General features: G+C 75.1%; 11 protein-coding genes and 1 pseudogene. 6 read left to right on the plus strand and 6 right to left on the minus strand.

What is annotated here, in order from left to right; all coding sequences use genetic code 11:
- Positions 1-287: 287 nt before the first annotated feature.
- Together AB7J25_RS26110 and AB7J25_RS26115 are read right to left on the minus strand one after the other, a co-directional pair.
- Positions 288-2,162, minus strand: coding sequence for an acyltransferase family protein (locus tag AB7J25_RS26110; RefSeq protein WP_428513198.1), 1,875 nt, complete (start codon positions 2,160-2,162; stop codon positions 288-290).
- Between the two features lie 295 nt (positions 2,163-2,457).
- Entirely contained in the window at positions 2,458-3,768 is a 1,311-nt protein-coding gene (locus AB7J25_RS26115; RefSeq protein WP_428513178.1) for a lysine N(6)-hydroxylase/L-ornithine N(5)-oxygenase family protein, read from the minus strand.
- 211 nt (positions 3,769-3,979) lie between these two features.
- Here AB7J25_RS26115 and AB7J25_RS26120 point away from each other — a divergent pair, with 211 nt between their 5' ends.
- The 5 genes and pseudogenes from AB7J25_RS26120 to AB7J25_RS26140 all read left to right on the plus strand — a co-directional run.
- The gene (locus tag AB7J25_RS26120; RefSeq protein ID WP_428513180.1) at positions 3,980-4,825 is read left to right on the plus strand and encodes an ABC transporter ATP-binding protein; all 846 of its coding nucleotides are present in this window, start codon (positions 3,980-3,982) and stop codon (positions 4,823-4,825) included.
- Positions 4,822-5,802, plus strand: a complete 981-nt coding sequence (locus AB7J25_RS26125; protein WP_428513182.1) for an iron-siderophore ABC transporter substrate-binding protein — start codon at positions 4,822-4,824, stop codon at positions 5,800-5,802. The genes AB7J25_RS26120 and AB7J25_RS26125 overlap by 4 nt, the downstream gene beginning before the upstream one ends.
- Positions 5,799-7,904, plus strand: coding sequence for an iron ABC transporter permease (locus AB7J25_RS26130; RefSeq protein WP_428513184.1), 2,106 nt, complete (start codon positions 5,799-5,801; stop codon positions 7,902-7,904). The genes AB7J25_RS26125 and AB7J25_RS26130 overlap by 4 nt, the downstream gene beginning before the upstream one ends.
- 116 nt (positions 7,905-8,020) lie before the next feature.
- Positions 8,021-9,409, plus strand: a complete 1,389-nt coding sequence (locus AB7J25_RS26135) for an MGH1-like glycoside hydrolase domain-containing protein (protein ID WP_428513186.1) — start codon at positions 8,021-8,023, stop codon at positions 9,407-9,409.
- A gap of 75 nt (positions 9,410-9,484) precedes the next feature.
- Positions 9,485-9,931: pseudogene (locus AB7J25_RS26140) on the plus strand (methyltransferase domain-containing protein); the annotation flags it as partial.
- Positions 9,932-10,161: 230 nt separating this feature from the next.
- Here the strand turns inward: AB7J25_RS26140 and egtD are convergent.
- Genes egtD through egtA form a run of 4 tightly spaced genes read right to left on the minus strand, consistent with a single transcriptional unit; the run spans position 10,162 to position 14,614 of the window.
- Positions 10,162-11,139 carry an L-histidine N(alpha)-methyltransferase gene (gene egtD, locus AB7J25_RS26145; RefSeq protein WP_428513188.1) on the minus strand — a complete coding sequence of 326 codons (978 nt, stop codon included), beginning with the start codon at positions 11,137-11,139 and terminating at the stop codon, positions 10,162-10,164.
- The gene (egtC, locus tag AB7J25_RS26150; RefSeq protein WP_428513190.1) at positions 11,106-11,930 is read right to left on the minus strand and encodes an ergothioneine biosynthesis protein EgtC; all 825 of its coding nucleotides are present in this window, start codon (positions 11,928-11,930) and stop codon (positions 11,106-11,108) included. Before egtC ends, egtD begins: the two co-directional genes overlap by 34 nt.
- Positions 11,931-11,933: 3 nt before the next feature.
- Positions 11,934-13,277 carry an ergothioneine biosynthesis protein EgtB gene (egtB, locus tag AB7J25_RS26155; protein ID WP_428513192.1) on the minus strand — a complete coding sequence of 448 codons (1,344 nt, stop codon included), beginning with the start codon at positions 13,275-13,277 and terminating at the stop codon, positions 11,934-11,936.
- Complete coding sequence (gene egtA / locus AB7J25_RS26160; protein WP_428513194.1) at positions 13,274-14,614, minus strand: ergothioneine biosynthesis glutamate--cysteine ligase EgtA; 1,341 nt, start codon at positions 14,612-14,614, stop codon at positions 13,274-13,276. Before egtA ends, egtB begins: the two co-directional genes overlap by 4 nt.
- A gap of 129 nt (positions 14,615-14,743) precedes the next feature.
- On the opposite strand from egtA, the gene AB7J25_RS26165 reads away from it, so the two are divergent.
- A partial coding sequence (locus tag AB7J25_RS26165; protein ID WP_428513196.1) for an amino acid permease occupies positions 14,744-15,881 on the plus strand: 1,138 nt, incomplete at its 3' end.

Genomic DNA, 15,881 nt, shown 5'->3' on the forward strand with positions numbered 1-15,881 from the left:
AGGGTCCGGGCACGCCTCGCAGATGCTGCGGCCTCTGCGAGGCGCGCCCGGGGTCTGCGAGGTGGGTGCGACCCTCGCGAGGCGCGGGCCGGGTCTGCGAGGGCCGGCGTCCCGGGGTCGGGTGCGGCGCGGGGGGTCCGGTAGGGCTCCCACACAGGTCGGGGCGCCCGCACACACCGTGCGGCGCCGGCGCACACCGCCGGCCGTGTGTGCGAGCGCGCCGGGGTCTGTGCGAGCTCCGTCAGGGCGGCAGGCCCCGGTGGAAGCATCGGCACGGTCGGCGTCGGTCACCGGCCGGTGCCGACCCCGAGCGGCACGCCGTCGCGATCCCGCCGCGGTTGCGGCGCGGGGCCGCTCACGGCGATCCCTTGGGGCGGGGAGGGCGGCGCGGCCTGCACCGGCACGTTCGGCACGAACAGCGCGCCGGGCACCGTCGTCGCGCGCCCCGGGGAGACGGGCTGCTGCGGGAGCGCCGTGACCAGGGGAAACCCCCGCACGAGGGTGGTGGGCTCGTGGACGGCCACGGGCCGCGCGGCGGCCGGGCGCCGCGGGGATGCCGCGACGGCGACCGGCGGCGCGACCACCCGGACCGGCGCCTGCGGCGCGATCACCAGACCGGGCTCCTGCGGCGCAACCACCCGGCCCGGCGCCTGCGGCGCGACCACCCGGCCCGGCGCCTGCGGTGCGACCACCCGGCCCGGCGCCTGCGGCGCCACCACAGGCGCGGGCGACCCGGGTGCCGGCGCCTGCGGCACCACCGCGGGTGCCGCGGATCGCCCGCCGCGCGCCGGGACGGCGCCCGTCGCGATCCGGCGCAACGGCCCCGTCTCCGCCGCCGACGGCACCACCTCGGCGGCGGGCACCGACCGGACCCCTGCGGCGACCGCGCGCCCGGCGCGGCGGGCGATCCGGTGGCTCGGGCGCTCGACGAGCCGGTAGAAGGCCTCGGTGAGCGGCAGCGTCACGAGCAGCGTGCCCGAGAGCACGAGCACCAGCGGCGGCTGCACCCCGAGCAGGAGCGTCACGGTGGCAACGACGGGCAGGTGCACCAGGTAGAGGCTGAACGAGCGGCTGCCGAGCCACTGCATGACCGGCGTCGTCAGGGGGCCGTGGGCGCCTCGCCAGAGCCAGGCCACGGCGACGGCGAGCCCGGCACCGAGCCCCTGCATACCGCGGGCGGCGGTCTCCGCAGGCCCGACGGCACCCGCGGGCAGCGGGAGCGCGTGGACGAGCCAGTACGCGAGCAGCGACGCCGCGCAGGCGACGAGCAGCAGCGCCCACCACAGCAGCGCGTGACGGGCACTGTCCACGGCGGCGGCCCAGCGCTGCAGGCGGCGGTGCTCGACGGCCATCAGGGTGCCGAGGAGGAACAGCGGCAGCGAGGCCAGGGCGAGGTTCGCCGTCGCCGCGCCGGCGACCAGCGCGCCGGCGATGAGGACGAGCTTCGCGGGCCACCAGCGGGGCACGCGGCGCACCGCCACGATCGCGAACGGCAGGAGCAGGCAGTACACGACCTCCCACTGCAGCGACCACAGCACATGGACGGCCTGGCCGGGTGCCCACACGAGCAGCAGGTCCTGCAGGACCGAGGACGGTGTGGGCTGCGGGGCGTGGGCCACGATCCACCAGCTCGACCCGGCGGGCCACAGCCGCGGGACGACGCTCGCCCAGCCCACGGCCAGGGCGACGGCCGCCCAGACCGGCAGGTAGAGGCGCACGAGCCGGCGCGGGTAGTAGTCCCACGGGTTGAGCCGACCGGTGTCGGCAGCGGGCAGCGCGAGCACCAGGCCGCTCAGCACGAAGAACACGTAGACGGCCTCGGGTCCCGCCCAGAACAGGTGCAGCGGGCTGAACGTCGCCCACCAGACGGCGTCGGCGACCGGAGCGGCCGGATCGGCGTAGGGCGCGGCGAGCGCCGACTGGGTGAGGAAGACGTGGTAGACGACCACGACGAGCGCCGCGATCCCCCGCAGGCCGTCCAGGGAGGCGATCCGGGACCGTGTGTCGGACTGTCGGTGGCGACCGGTACCACCGGTGGGCCGGGCGCCGAGCTCGGTGACCGGGATCGGGACGGTGCCGTCGGCGTCCCGGCGGGCGGCGTCCGTCCGGTGCCGGCCGGGCCCGCTCGCCGGGCCGGGCACGGGCGGGCGGCAGGGGGCCATGCTCACGGGAGTGCCTCTCCGGATTCCGAGCGCGCGACCGGTACCGCCGGGGAGCGGGGCGCGCGGGGGGAGCGACGCGACACCGCCGTGAGCCGGATCACGCACAGGGCTTGACGACGTAACTCGTTGCGCCTGAGAGGCTAACCATGGCTCGGTCGGCCGGGCCGCCGGTCTCCCCGTTCGTGAGTCGGCTGCACGGATCGCTGCGACGAACGGCCGATCGGCGCGGGAGGCACTCACACGAGTAGCAACGACGCCACCCGATCGTGGTGACGATGACCATCCGTCGCATCCCTCAGCCGGCGGAGCTGAGTGGCGGGACACCGAGCGAGCCGAGGATCTCCCCGACCCGGACGGCCGTCGTCGACAGCAGCGTCGAGGTGATCCCGTGGCTGTGCTCGGTGGCGCCCTGCAGGTAGATCCCCGCGGTGACGTCCGCGGTGGTCTCCACCCGGTAGTCCCGGCGGATGCGCGCGCATCCGGCGTCGTCGCGGGCGATCGCGGCGGCGAGCGGGTCGTCGAGCAGGCAGAGCGGGTCGGTGGGCCGGTACCCGGTGGCGTAGACGACGACGTCGGCCACGAGGACGTCGTGCTGTGCGTCGATCAGCGACTCGACGGACAGCTCCACCCGGTCCGCGAGCTCCGTCACGTCGCCGACCCGCGCGACGTTGAGGAACCGCAGGCGGGACGTCCCCGCGACCTTCTCGTGGTAGTGGCGCCGGTAGAGGCCGTCGATGAGCTCCGGGTCGACGACGGAGTAGTTGGTGTTGGCGTGATAGCCCAGCAGCATCTCCTTCACCGGCCCGGGCGCGTGGAAGTAGTCGTCCACGGCGGACGGGTCGAAGATCCGGTTGGCGAACGAGCTGTCGTCGGCCGGGCTGTAGCCGTAGCGGCCGAACACCGAGCAGATCTCGGCCGCGGGGAACGTCCGGTGCAGGTAGTCGACGGCCTCGGCGGCGCTCTGCCCCGCCCCGACCACCACGAACCGGGCGGGATCGGTGCCGTCGAGCTCGGGGACCCGCAGCAGCAGGTCGCGGTTGTGCCAGATCCGCCGTCCGGACCGCACGCCCGCGGGCAGGTGTGCGGTGAGACCGGTGGCCAGCACGACGTTGCGGGCGTGGCGGCGCCAGGTGATGCCGCAGCGGCGGCCGACGATCTCCAGCAGGTCGACCGGGCCCGCGGCCGCGGAGCGCACCGGGTGGATCCCGAGGACCTCGGTGCCGTAGTCCACCGCCGCGCCGCACCGGCCCGCGGCCCACTCCAGGTAGTCGTGGAACTCCAGGCGCGTGGGGTACATGCTGCCGTAGTTGATGAAGTCGACCAGGCGGCCGTGCTCGTGCAGGTAGGCGAGGAAGCTGAAGGGGCTGGTGGGGTCGCGCAACGTCACGAGGTCCTTGAGGAACGAGATGCGCATCGTGGCGTCGTCGATGAGCATGCCGCGGTGCCAGCCGAAGCGTTCCTGGCGCTCGACGAACGCCGCGGTCACCGGGTTCCCGCGCTCGGCGAGGGCGATCGCGAGCGCCAGGTTGGACGGGCCGAACCCGACGCCGACCAGGTCGAGGACCGACCGATCGGGCGGCGGGTCGGTGGGAATCGAGGGAGCCATCTCGCCCTCTCCGAAAGTCAGGTCAGCCTGACCTCAACTAAGGGAAGGCTAGATCGAAGCTCCGGCCGGACCATTCCTCCAAGAGGTTGACTCGACGGGGACTCCGGAGCGACGACGTCTCACTCGAACGTGGACTGGCGGAACCGGTGCTTTACCCGTCATTTGCACAAAGGTTTGCCTTTCCCAATTGAGGTGTGGCTAACTTTCCTCCGTGGAGCCGACACCGCCCGTTCTCGACGGGATCGACCTCGATCTGGGCTACCACGGCGAGACGGTCGTCCACGGGGCGTCGGTCGCGCTGCGCACCGGCCGGATCATCGCGCTGGTCGGGCCGAACGGCAGCGGCAAGTCGACCCTCCTGCGCGCGCTCGGCCGCCTGCACCGGCCCGAGGCGGGCACCCTGCACGTCGGAGCGGGCGCGCAGCGCCGCGACGTCACCAGCCTCACCAGCCGCGAGTTCGCCCGCCGCGTGACGCTGCTCGCACAGAGCCGACCGACACCTGCCGGCCTGTCCGTGCGCGACGTCGTCGGGTTCGGCCGCCAGCCCCACCGGCGACGGTGGAGCGCGGGCGATCCCGACGGCCCCGCCGCCGTCGCCCGCGCCATGGCAATCACCAGCGTGGACGGGCTGGCCGACCGGCCCGTCGACGAGCTGTCCGGCGGCCAGCTGCAGCGCGTCTGGCTGGCCTGCTGCCTGGCCCAGGAGACGGGCGTCCTGCTGCTGGACGAGCCGACCACCTTCCTCGACCTGCGCTTCCAGGTCGAGCTGCTCGATCTCGTCCGCGACCTCGCCGACGCGCGCGAGGTCGCGATCGGCGTCGTCCTGCACGACCTCGACCAGGCCGCGGCCGTCGCCGACGAGATCGTCCTGCTGGCGGAAGGGCGCATCCGTGCCGCCGGGCCACCCGCGGAGGTCCTCGACCCCGACCTGCTCACCGAGATCTACGGCATCCGCGTCGAGGTCGACCACGACCCCGTCACCGGCGAGATCCGTACCCGCCCCGTCGGCCGGCACGTCGCCCGTGCGCCGGCCACCGAATCCCGGAGGAACCCATGAGACCCGTCGGACGCAGGCTCGCCCCGGCGCTGCTCGCCGGCCTCGTCGCCGGCCTGCTCGCCGCCTGCGGAACCACCGAGCCCCCCGCGGACGCCCCGCCCCCGCCCGCGGCGGGCGGACCGGTGAGCTTCACCGACATGCGAGGCACGCGGATCGACCTGCCCGCACCCGCGTCCCGGGTCGTGGCGCTGGAGTGGAACGTCGCCGAGCACGCCGTCTCGCTCGGCGTGATGCCGGTCGGGGTCGCCGACGTCGAGGGGTACGGCAAGTGGGTGAAGGCCGAACCGCTCGACGCGTCGGTCACGGACGTGGGCGTGCGCGGCGAGCCCAGCGTGGACTCCATCGCGGCGCTGCGTCCCGACCTGATCCTCGCTACGGATGAGCTGCCCGACTCGGCGGTCGGCCAGATGCAGAAGCTCGCTCCGGTCGCGTTCGTGCCGGGGGGTGCCGCCGGCGACGGGTACGGGCAGATGCAGCGCAACCTCGAACTGGTCGCGACCGCGACCGGCAGGCAGGACGAGGCGGCGCAGCTGCTGGCCGCGCTCGACGCCACGATCGCGCAGGGCAAGGCCGCGCTCGCCGCCCGCAGCGGGACGGCGTTCCTGTTCGCCGACGGCTACGTCGAGGGCAGCCAGGTCTCCATCCGGCCGTTCGGGACGGGGTCGCTGATCTCCGACGTCACCGAGCGGCTCGGGCTGGAGAACGCCTGGACCGAGCCGGGCGACGCCGTGTACGGGCTCGGCCAGACCGACGTCGAGGGACTCACCCGCGTCGGCGACGCCACGTTCCTCTACATCGCCAACGACGGCGACGGCGGCGACCCGTTCACCACCGTGCTCGCGACGAACCCCGTCTGGACGTCGCTGCCGTTCGTGAAGGACGGCGACACGCACCGGCTCCCCGACGGCATCTGGATGTTCGGCGGGCCCACGTCGATGCAGCGGTACGTGGACGCGGTCGTCGCCGACCTCACGTGACCCGCGCCGCCGGCCGGTCGACGGACGCCGCGCCCGCCCCGGCGACGGGCCGCGCGGAGCTCGGGGGGCCGGTGGGGATCGCGGCGGTCGGCCTCACCCTGATCGTCCTGCTCGCCGCCGTGCACGTCACACAGGGCACCGCGGACCTGAGCGTGCGCGAGCTGGTCGGCGTGCTCCTCGGCGAGGGCACGGACCAGCAGGCGGCGATCCTGGTCGCCTCCCGCCTGCCCCGGCTGCTGGCCGCGGTGCTCGCCGGGGTGGCGCTGGGGGTGGCGGGCGCGGCGTTGCAGTCGCTGGCCCGCAACCCGCTCGCCTCCCCCGACACCCTCGGGGTGGACGCGGGCGCCTACGCCGCGATCGTCGTCTCCGCGGTCGTCGGGCTCGCACTGCCCGTGCCACTGGCGGGCGGGGTCGCGTTCGTCGGCGGGCTCGCCGCCGCCGCCCTCGTGCTGGGCCTGTCGTCCGGTGCGGACACCGGGCCCACCCGGCTCGTGCTGGCCGGCTCGGCGATCGCGCTCGCCCTCGGTTCGGTGACGGTCACGCTGCAGCTGCTGTTCCGGCAGGAGACCGTGGGCGCGTTCGTGTGGGCCAACGGCTCGCTCGGGCTGCCGTCCGCCGCTCCCCTGGCGTGGACCGGCCCGGTGGTGGTCCTCGCCGTGGCGGCGCTGCTCGCCCTGTCGCCACGCCTCGACATCCACGGCCTCGGCGACGACGCTGCGGCTGCGCTGGGAGTGCATCCCGGCCGGACCCGTCTCGCGGTCGTGCTGCTCGCGGTGCTGCTCTCGGCGGCGACGGTGACCGTCACGGGCCCGATCGGGTTCGTGGGGCTCGCCGCGCCCGCGCTGGTGCGGCTGCTGGTGCCGTCCGTTCCGGGGCTCGCGCGGCACCGGGCGCTGCTGCCGGTGTCCGCGATCGCGGGCGTCCTCGTGGTGCTCGGGGCGGACGTGATCGCGCGGCTCACCCTGGGCGCGCAGCTGGGTGGGATCGAGGTCCCCGCCGGTGTCGTGACGTCGCTGGCGGGCGCGCTCGTCCTGGTGGCGCTCGCGGCGCGCTTCACCGCGGCGGGCCGCGTCCGTCCCGCGCCCGCCGCCCGGTCGGGGCGGCTGCGCTCCCGGGTGGGCTTCGGGACGGTCCTCGGGGTGATCGCCCTGGCCCTGGTGGCCGCCATCGTGGCGGGCCTGCTGCTCGGGGACGCGCTGCTCCGGCTGGGCGACGTCGCGAACGGGCTGGCGGGCCGCGCCGGGCCGATCGTGTCCTTCGTGCTGGAGACCCGCACGCCGCGCGTGCTGGCGGCGCTCACCGCGGGCGCCGCGCTCGCCGTCGCGGGGGCCACGCTGCAGGCGGTGTGCCGCAACCCGCTCGCCGAGCCCGGCATCATCGGCGTCACCGGCGGGGCCGGGCTCGGCGCCGTCGCCGTGATCACGTTCGCGCCGGGTGCAGGCACGGCGGCGCTGGTCGGCGCCGCCCTCGGCGGAGCGGCGGTCGCGTCGCTGCTGGTCTTCGGGCTCGCCGCGCGGCGCGGCCTGGACTCGGACCGGCTCGTCCTCATCGGCGTCGGCGTGTCCGCGGCGGCGGTGGCCGCCACCACCTTCCTCATCGTGCTCACCGATCCGTGGAACGTCGCGAAGGCACTGACGTGGCTCTCCGGGTCGACCTACGGGCGCACGCTCGCCGAGGTCGCGCCGGTCGCGGTGGTGCTGTTGCTCACCGCGCCGCTGCTGTGGGCCGCCCGTTCGGAGCTGGACCTGCTCGCGGTGGACGACGACACGCCCCGCGTCGTCGGGGTGCGCACGGAGCGTGCGCGGGCGCTCCTGCTCGGCGTCTCCTGCCTGCTCACCGCGACGGCGGTGGCGGCGGTCGGCGTCATCGCGTTCGTCGGGCTGGTCGCGCCGCACGCGGCCCGCGCGCTCGTCGGCGCCCGCCACGCCCGCGTCCTGCCGACGGCGGCGCTGCTCGGCGCGCTGCTCGTGTCGGTGGCCGACACCATCGGCCGGACGGTGATCGCGCCGGCCCAGCTGCCCGCGGGGCTGCTCGCCGCGGTGCTCGGCACGCCGTACTTCGTCTGGCTGCTCTGGCGCTCGCGCTCCGGCGTGCCGGGGTGAGCGCCCCGCGGGACACGGGTCGTCACATACAGGCAACCAGTCCCGGACACCCGTCGCCCACAATGGTCGGATCATCGGCGGCACCAGCCGCCGAGCGCCGTGGAGGGAGCGTCCGGGTGGCCGAGCCGGTGGGGTTCGACGGGATCGACAGCACGCCACCCGCCGGCCTGTCACCTGCCGAGGCACAGCTGTGGCGGGACGCCGTCGGCGTGCTCGACCGCAACTGGGAGCGGGGCTGGACGGTGCCGTCGCGGCGCCTTTACCCGCACCAGTGGAGCTGGGACTCGGCGTTCATCGCCGTCGGCTGGGCGCGGGTCGCGCCGGAGCGAGGGCGCCGGGAGCTGGAGACGCTGCTCGACGCGCAGTGGACGGACGGCCGGGTGCCGCAGATCGTGTTCAACCCCGCCACGCCCCGCGACGCCTACTTCCCCGGGCCCGACTTCTGGCGCTCCGCGGACGTGCCCGAGGCGCCGCGGCAGGAGACGTCCGGGATCGTGCAGCCGCCGGTGCACGCCGCCGCCGCGTGGCTGGTGCACCAGGCCGACCCGGTGCCCGGGCGGGCGTTCCTGCAGCGCGTCTACCCGAAGCTCGTCGCCCAGCACGAGTACCTGGCGCGCCACCGCACCAACGGCGACGGGCTCGCGGTGATCGTGCACCCGTGGGAGTCGGGGCTGGACAACTCGCCGTCGTGGGACGCGGAGCTCGCCGGGGTGCCGGTCGGCGAGGGCGGGCCCGAGACCGTACCCGGCCGCCGCCGCGACCTGGACCACGCCGAGCCCGGCGAGCGCCCGACCGACCTGGACTACGCCCGCTACATCGCGCTCGTCGAGCACTACCGCGACCACGGCTACCGGGACGCCGACGCGCTGCCGTCGCACCGCTTCGTCGTCGCGGACCCACTGTTCAACGCGCTGCTGGCCTGGTCGGAGGAGGCGCTGGCGCGCATCGCGCGGGTGGTGGGCCGCCGCGCCCGCCCGCACCGGCGCCGCGCCCACGCGGTCCGCGACGCGCTGCTCACCCACCTCTACGACCCGGACGAGGCGATCTTCGTCGCCCGCGGCCGGGACGGGACCGCCGGGGCCACCCACTCGATCGGCGGGATCGTGCCGATCCTGCTGGACCTGCCCGAGAACGTCGTGGACACCCTGCTGCGCCACGCGGGGGGTCCGCGCTTCGCGCTGTCGGACCGGGTGCCGCTGCCCAGCTACGACCGCACCCACCCCGGTTTCGACTCCACCCGCTACTGGCGCGGCCCGTCCTGGGTCAACACGAGCTGGCTGGTGCTGCGCGGCCTCGAACGCCACGGCCGCCGCGACGAGGCGGCGATGCTGCGTTCCGCGCTCACCACCGCGGTGCGCACGGGCGGTTTCCGCGAGTACTTCGACCCGCTGGCCCGCACCGGCCACGGTTGCCAGGACTTCAGCTGGACGGCCGCGCTCGTGCTGGACGTGCTGGCGCGCGGCCTCGTCAAGCCGACGCGCCGTCGGCGGCTCGCCCCGGTCTGACGCCGGTCGGACGGGTGTGCCTCGGATCGGGACAAACCGGACGACGGTCCGGCGACGTGTGGATACCGTCACGGAATGGATCATGATCTGCACGCGGCGTTCGGGGCCGGCGGGCCCGCGTCCGCGGCCGGGCGGGCAGCCTTCCTGGAGGCCGCGGACCGGCTGCCCGGGTTCGTCGCCGTCCGTTCCGCGCTGCGGGCCGCGGCGCCGCTGCAGGCGGGCCGGGTGCTGCTCGACGCGGGGTGCGGGCTCGGCCTGGAGGCGCTACGGCTGGCGGCCGACCATCCGGAGGCGACGGTCGTCGGGCTGGACCGCGACGAGTCGCTGCTCGCCGCGGCCCGCGAGCGCGCGTCGGGCGGACCCGGCAACGTCCGCTGGGTCGTCGGGGACGTGACGGACCCGGGCCTGCTGCCGGGCTCGGTCGACGTCGTCCGCACCGAGCGGGTGCTCATCTACGTCGACGCGCTGCAGGACGCCGTGCGCGCGCTGGCGCGGCTGCTGCAGCCCGGGGGCGTCCTCGCCACCTACGAGCTGGACTACGGCGGCACTCTGCTCGCCCCCGGCTCCCTGCCGCCCGCGTCGGTGCGGTCGCTCACGGCGTGCCTGGCGGACGCGCTGCCGCAGCCCTGGGCGGGACGGCGGCTGCCCGCCGTCGCCGCGACGTGCGGCATGCGGGTCGTGCAGGCCCGCCCGCACGCGTTCGACGCCGGGCACACCGTGTGGGCGCGCATCGTCGGCGAACCCGTCCCGGTTCACGTCGCCGTGGCCAGCGCGAGCCCGAACCGCTCGTCCGCGTCGGTCCACCAGCGGGTGAGGGTGAACCCGGTCCCTGCGAGCAGCTCCCGCACGCCCTCGGTGCGGAACTTCGCCGAGATCTCCGTGCGCAGCTCCTCCCCCTCGGCGAACCGCACGGTGAGGTCGAGCGCCTGCAGGTGCACCGTCATCGGCCGGGTGGCGCGCAGCCGCATCTCGATCCATTCGTTGCGCGGATCCCAGAACGCGACGTGCACGAACGCGTCGACGTCGAAGTCCGCGCCGAGCTCGCGGTTGAGCACGTGCAGGACGTTGCGGTTGAACTCGGCGGTGACGCCCGCCGCGTCGTCGTAGGCGGGCACCACGACGTCCTCCGGTACGACGAGCCCGACGCCGAGCAGCAGGTGCTCCCCCGGGTCCAGGACGGCGCGCAGCCCGGACAGGAAGGCCCGCTGCTCGGCGGGTACGAGGTTGCCGATCGTGCCGCCGAGGAAGGCGACCATCCGCCGCGATCCGCCTGCGGGCAGCAGGTCGAGGTGGCGGGTGAAGTCACCCACGACCCCGTGCAGCGCGAGGCCGGGGTAGTCCGGGGCGAGCGCGTCCATGGCCAGGCGCAGCGCGGACTCGCTCACGTCCTGGGGCACGTAGGTACGCAGCGTGCCGGTGCGGGTGAACGCGTCGAGCAGCAGCCGGGTCTTCGTCGACGAGCCGGAACCGAGCTCCACGAGGGTGTGCGCGCCGCTGATCCGGGCGACCTCGTCCACGGCGGCCGCGAGCAGCGCCGCCTCGGTGCGGGTCGGGTAGTACTCGGGCAGCTGCGTGATCTGCTCGAACAAGGCGCTGCCCCGGGCGTCGTAGAACCACTTCGGCGGCAGGTGCTTGGGCATCGCGCGCAGACCCTCGCGGGCGTCCTCGCGCAGCGCGCGCTCGGCGTCGGCCTCGGTCAGGTGGACGTCGAGCTGGACGGTGTGGCGCATCGGTCTCCTCGGGGTCGTCGGGGACTCGGGTGCGGCGGCGCGGTGGGCTCCGCCAGTTCGGTGACCCGGCACGTGCCGGGGCGGGCGACGAGCAGGTGCCGGTCAGGCACCGCCGCCCAGCCGGGCAGGTCGTCGAGGGGTTCGGAGGCGACGAGCACCGCGTCCGGGCTGACACGCACGGACAGCGCGTGCGTCCACGTCGTGGCCCAGACGGCCGCGCCGTCGGTGAGCAGGAGGTTCAGCCGCGAGCCGGGGGCCGCGGCCGCCACCGCGAGGGCCGTCTCCGCGAGCACCGTCGCGGGATCGTCCCCGCCGCGCAGCCGGTGGCGGACCAGCGCCCACAGCAGCGCGGAGTCCGTCGGGGCGTCCAGGGTGAGCAGGTCCGTGGTGGGCAGCGCCGCCGCGAGCGGCGCGACGGAGCCGGGCCAGCCCCGCACGACGCCGTTGTGGCTGAACAGCCATCGTCCTTCGGCGAAGGGGGCGCACGCGCCGGCGTGCACCGGCATCCCGGTCGTCGCGGACCGGACTGCCGCGAGCACCGCCGGGCTGCGCGTCGCACCGGCGATCCCGGCGAACGCGGTGTCCGACCAGATCGGCTTCTCCGACCGGTACCGCACCGGCTCGGCCGATCCGTCGGGGAACCAGCCGGCGCCGAACCCGTCCGCGTTCACGGTGCCGCCCCCGCGCATGTCGCGCGGCGCGTAGGACTGGTGCAGGAGCCCGTGCGGCGGTTCCGTCACGAGCGCCGACAGCGTCAGCGGGGGCCCGAGGTAGGCGAGGTGGCGGCACACGCCCTAGGCGCCGTCCTCGCGGGAGGCGTCGCGCGCGCACCGGAACCCGGCGAAGATCTGGCGGCGGACGGGCAGGTCCCAGTTGCGGAACGTGCCGCGGATCGCCGCCGGGTCCGTGCCGAACGACCCCCCGCGCAGCACCCGGTAGTCGCCGCCGAAGAACACCTGCGAGTACTCCGGGTAGGGGAACACCTCGAACCCCGGGTAGGGCTCCCAGCCCGACGACGTCCATTCCCAGACATCCCCGATCAGCTGGTGGACCCCGAGCGGTGACGCCCCGGCCGGGTAGGCCCCGACCGCGGCGGGCCGCAGGTGGCGCTGCCCGAGGTTGGCGTGCGCCGGGGTGGGGTCCTCGTCGCCCCAGGGGAAGCGCCGCGACCGGCCGGTGGCGGGGTCGACGCGGGCGGCCTTCTCCCACTCCGCCTCGGTGGGCAACCGCTTGCCCGCCCAGCAGGCGAACGCCTCCGCCTCGTGGAAGCACACGTGCACCACCGGCTCGGCGTCCGGTACCGCCTCGTGCACGCCGAAGCGGCGCCGCCACCACGTACCGTCCTGCGCGCGCTCCCAGAACCGCGGCGCGACGAGCCCGGCTTCGCCGCGGTGGGCCCAGCCCTGCTCGCTCCACCAGCGCGGGTCGTCGTAGCCCCCCGCCTCGACGAACTCGGCGTACTCGCCGTTCGTGACGGGGTGCGTGTCGATCCAGAACGCCGACACCTCGACGGGGTGCGCCGGGCGTTCGTTGTCCAGCGCCCACGGCTCGGTGGAGGTGCCCATCGTGAACGGGCCGCCCGGGACCAGCACCTCGCGGGCCCCGACCGGGCCGCCGGGCGGTGGCGCCGGGGCGTGCAGCACGGGGGCGCCGGGGCGCAGCTGGTGGGTGGCGAGCATCGTCTCGTCGTGCTGCTGCTCGTGCTGGACGATCATGCCGAACGCGAAGCCGTGCTCGACGAGCCTGCGCCCGCGCAGCGGGTTCGCGTGCAGGGCGTCGAGCGCCTTGTCGCGCACCTCGGCGACGTAGGCGCGCGCCTCGGGCGGCGTGAGCAGCGGCAGTTCGACGCGGCGCGCGCGGCTGTGGCGGAACGCGTCGTAGAGCCCGTCGATCTCGGGGCGCAGCGGCTCGCGCCCGCCGACGTCGCGCACGAGCCAGAGCTCCTCCTGGCTGCCGACGTGGGCGAGGTCCCACACGAGCGGCGACATCAGCGGCGAGTGCTGGACGACGAGGTCGGCGTCGTCCACGGCGTCGGTGAGGGCGGTGCTGCGCGTGCGGGCGGCGGTGAGCAGGTCCGCGATGCGCGCGCGCAGCGGCTCGGGATCGGACGTCGCGAGGTCCTCCGGAGTGCTGGTCATGCGGTTCTTCCCTCGCTCTCGGCGGACGGGACGGGTGATCGCAGGGCCGGGCCGTCCGCCGGGTCCGGGTCGTCGGCCGGACACCGGCCGCGCAGGACGTAGCGCTCGATGTGCTCGCCGAGCAGGTCGACGACCCACGGTGAGGCGCCGACGGCGGGCATGCGCGAGCAGGCGAGATCGAAGAGGCGGGTGGCGGCGCGGGCGAGGACGCGGTCGGCGAGCCCATGGCGGGCACCCGACTCCCAACGGCCCGCGGTCGGCTCGCACACCTCCAGCACCCGGTCGGTCACGACCGGCTCCGCCACCAGCGCGGCGACGACGGCGACGGGCACCGCCCAGCGCCGGCCGGGCTGCATGTCGATGTAGCGGACCTCGACGTGTCCGTGCGGGCGGACCGGCGGGAACATCGTCGTGACGTGGTAGTCGAGGTCGTCGGTGGTCGGCGCCGGGGTGAGGGCGCCCGCGATCCAGTCCGCGAACGTGACCCCGGCCGGCGCGGACCACGAGCCCTCCGGCCTGCGCAGGCACAGCAGCGGCGTGTCGAGGACGCGCCTGGCCCAACCCGTGGCCGGGTCCGCGAGGTCGACGGCCCGCGGCGGGGCGGTGCGGACGGGGTCCAGGGCGAGCCACGCGGCCATCCGCGAGGACTTCCAACCGGTGCGGCGCCCGTGCAGGCGGGGGGAGTTGGCGAACGCGGCCATCAGGACGGGCCCGAGGGCGTGCAACGCCGTCCAGCGGTGGACCAGCGCGTCCTCCTCCCCCGGGTCCAGGCAGACCTGCACGGCCGCGGTGGCGCACATCCCGCTGCGGCCGTACGGACCGATGCGGTCGAAGGCGTGCTCCATGGCGCGGTAGCGCGGGAGGTCCAGGAGGCGGTGCGGGGGGCGGGCGCCGTCCGCCGCACGGGGCAGGGCGACGAGGCCGTGTCCGGCGAGACGTTCGTGGAGGGCGCGGGAGTCGCTGTCGAGCGCGGCGGTGAGTGCGCCTATGTCGGGGAGGGGAGGGCTCGCGATCTCGACCTGGCCGCCGGGCTCGACGGTGACGGCGGAGCCTGCGGGAAGGGTCGTGGCGGGCGAGCGGGGATCGAGGCAGGAAGGGGTGTGCGGACCGAGGGCCGCGACGAGCGTGGCGAGGTCGACGGGGGCGTGCGGGTCCCCGGCGGGGTGCAGGAGCCACTCGAGCTCCGCGCCCACCAGCCGCGGAGGTCCGTGCTTGAAGCAGACGGACGCGACGTAGGCCTCTGCCTCGGCGCGACTGCGAAGAACCGCCTGTGCGCCGCTGTCCGGGCCCGTGGGGACCCTCGCGCCGCTGTGCACAGCCCGCACGTCCGGAGTCACGTGGGGCCACGCTACCCCCGCAACCGGCGACCCGCACCGTTTCGAGATCTGACGAATCGGGAACAGCAGGCCACCGCCGGCCCACCGTTACGTGACTGCGTGACCGCCCTCGCGGAAGGAGCCCCCGAGATGAGCGTGCTGCGCCGCAAGTCCGTCGAGCAGTCCATTCGAGACACCGAGGATCCGGAACACCGGCTGCGCAAGGACCTGTCGGCGCTGGATCTCACCGTCTTCGGCGTCGGCGTCATCATCGGTACCGGGATCTTCGTCCTCACCGGCGTGGCCGCCAACGAGACGGCGGGACCCGCCGTCGCGATCTCGTTCGTGCTGGCCGCGGTGGCGTGCGGGCTCGCCGCGATGTGCTATGCGGAGCTCGCGTCGACGGTGCCGGTCGCGGGCAGCGCGTACACCTTCTCCTACGCCACGCTCGGGGAGCTGGTGGCCTGGATCATCGGATGGGACCTGATCCTCGAGTTCGTCATCGGCGCCGCGACAGTGGCCGTGGGCTGGTCGCAGTACCTCGCGGTGCTGCTGGAGAACATCGGGCTGAGCCTGCCTGCCGCCGTCTCGGGGGACGAGGGCTCGGCGTTCAACCTGCCCGCGGTGCTCGTCGTGCTGGTGACGACGGTCGTGCTCGTCATCGGGATCAAGTTCTCCGCGCGGTTCAACGCGGCGATCGTCGCGATCAAGATCGCCGTCGTGCTGCTGGTGATCGTCGCGGGCCTGTTCTTCGTCCAGGCGGCCAACTACACGCCGTTCGTCCCGCCCGCGCAGCCGGCGACGGGCGAGAGCAGCGGCGAGCAGACGCTCGTCTCGGCGCTCTTCGGGGCCGAACCGGCCAACTTCGGCGTCAGCGGGATCGTCGCCGCGGCCGCGCTGGTGTTCTTCGCCTACATCGGCTTCGACATCGTCGCCACCACCGCGGAGGAGACGCGCAACCCGCAACGCGACGTCCCCCGCGGGATCATGGGTTCGCTCGCCATCTGCGCCACGCTCTACGTCCTGGTCTCCCTGGTCGTCGTCGGCATGCAGCCCTACGACCAGCTCGACACGGAGGCCCCGCTCGCGTCGGCCTTCCAGGCCGTCGGCGCGCCGATCTTCGCCACCCTGATCACGATCGGCGCGCTCGCCGGCCTCACCACGGTGATGATGATCCTCATGCTGGGGCAGGCGCGGGTGGCGTTCGCGATGAGCCGCGACGGGCTGCTGCCGCGCGGCCTCGCGAAGGTGCACCCGCGGTTCGGCACGCCCTACCGCATCACGATCG

The sequence above is a fragment of the Pseudonocardia sp. genome, from assembly GCF_050246655.1.
GTDB lineage: Bacteria > Actinomycetota > Actinomycetes > Mycobacteriales > Pseudonocardiaceae > Pseudonocardia.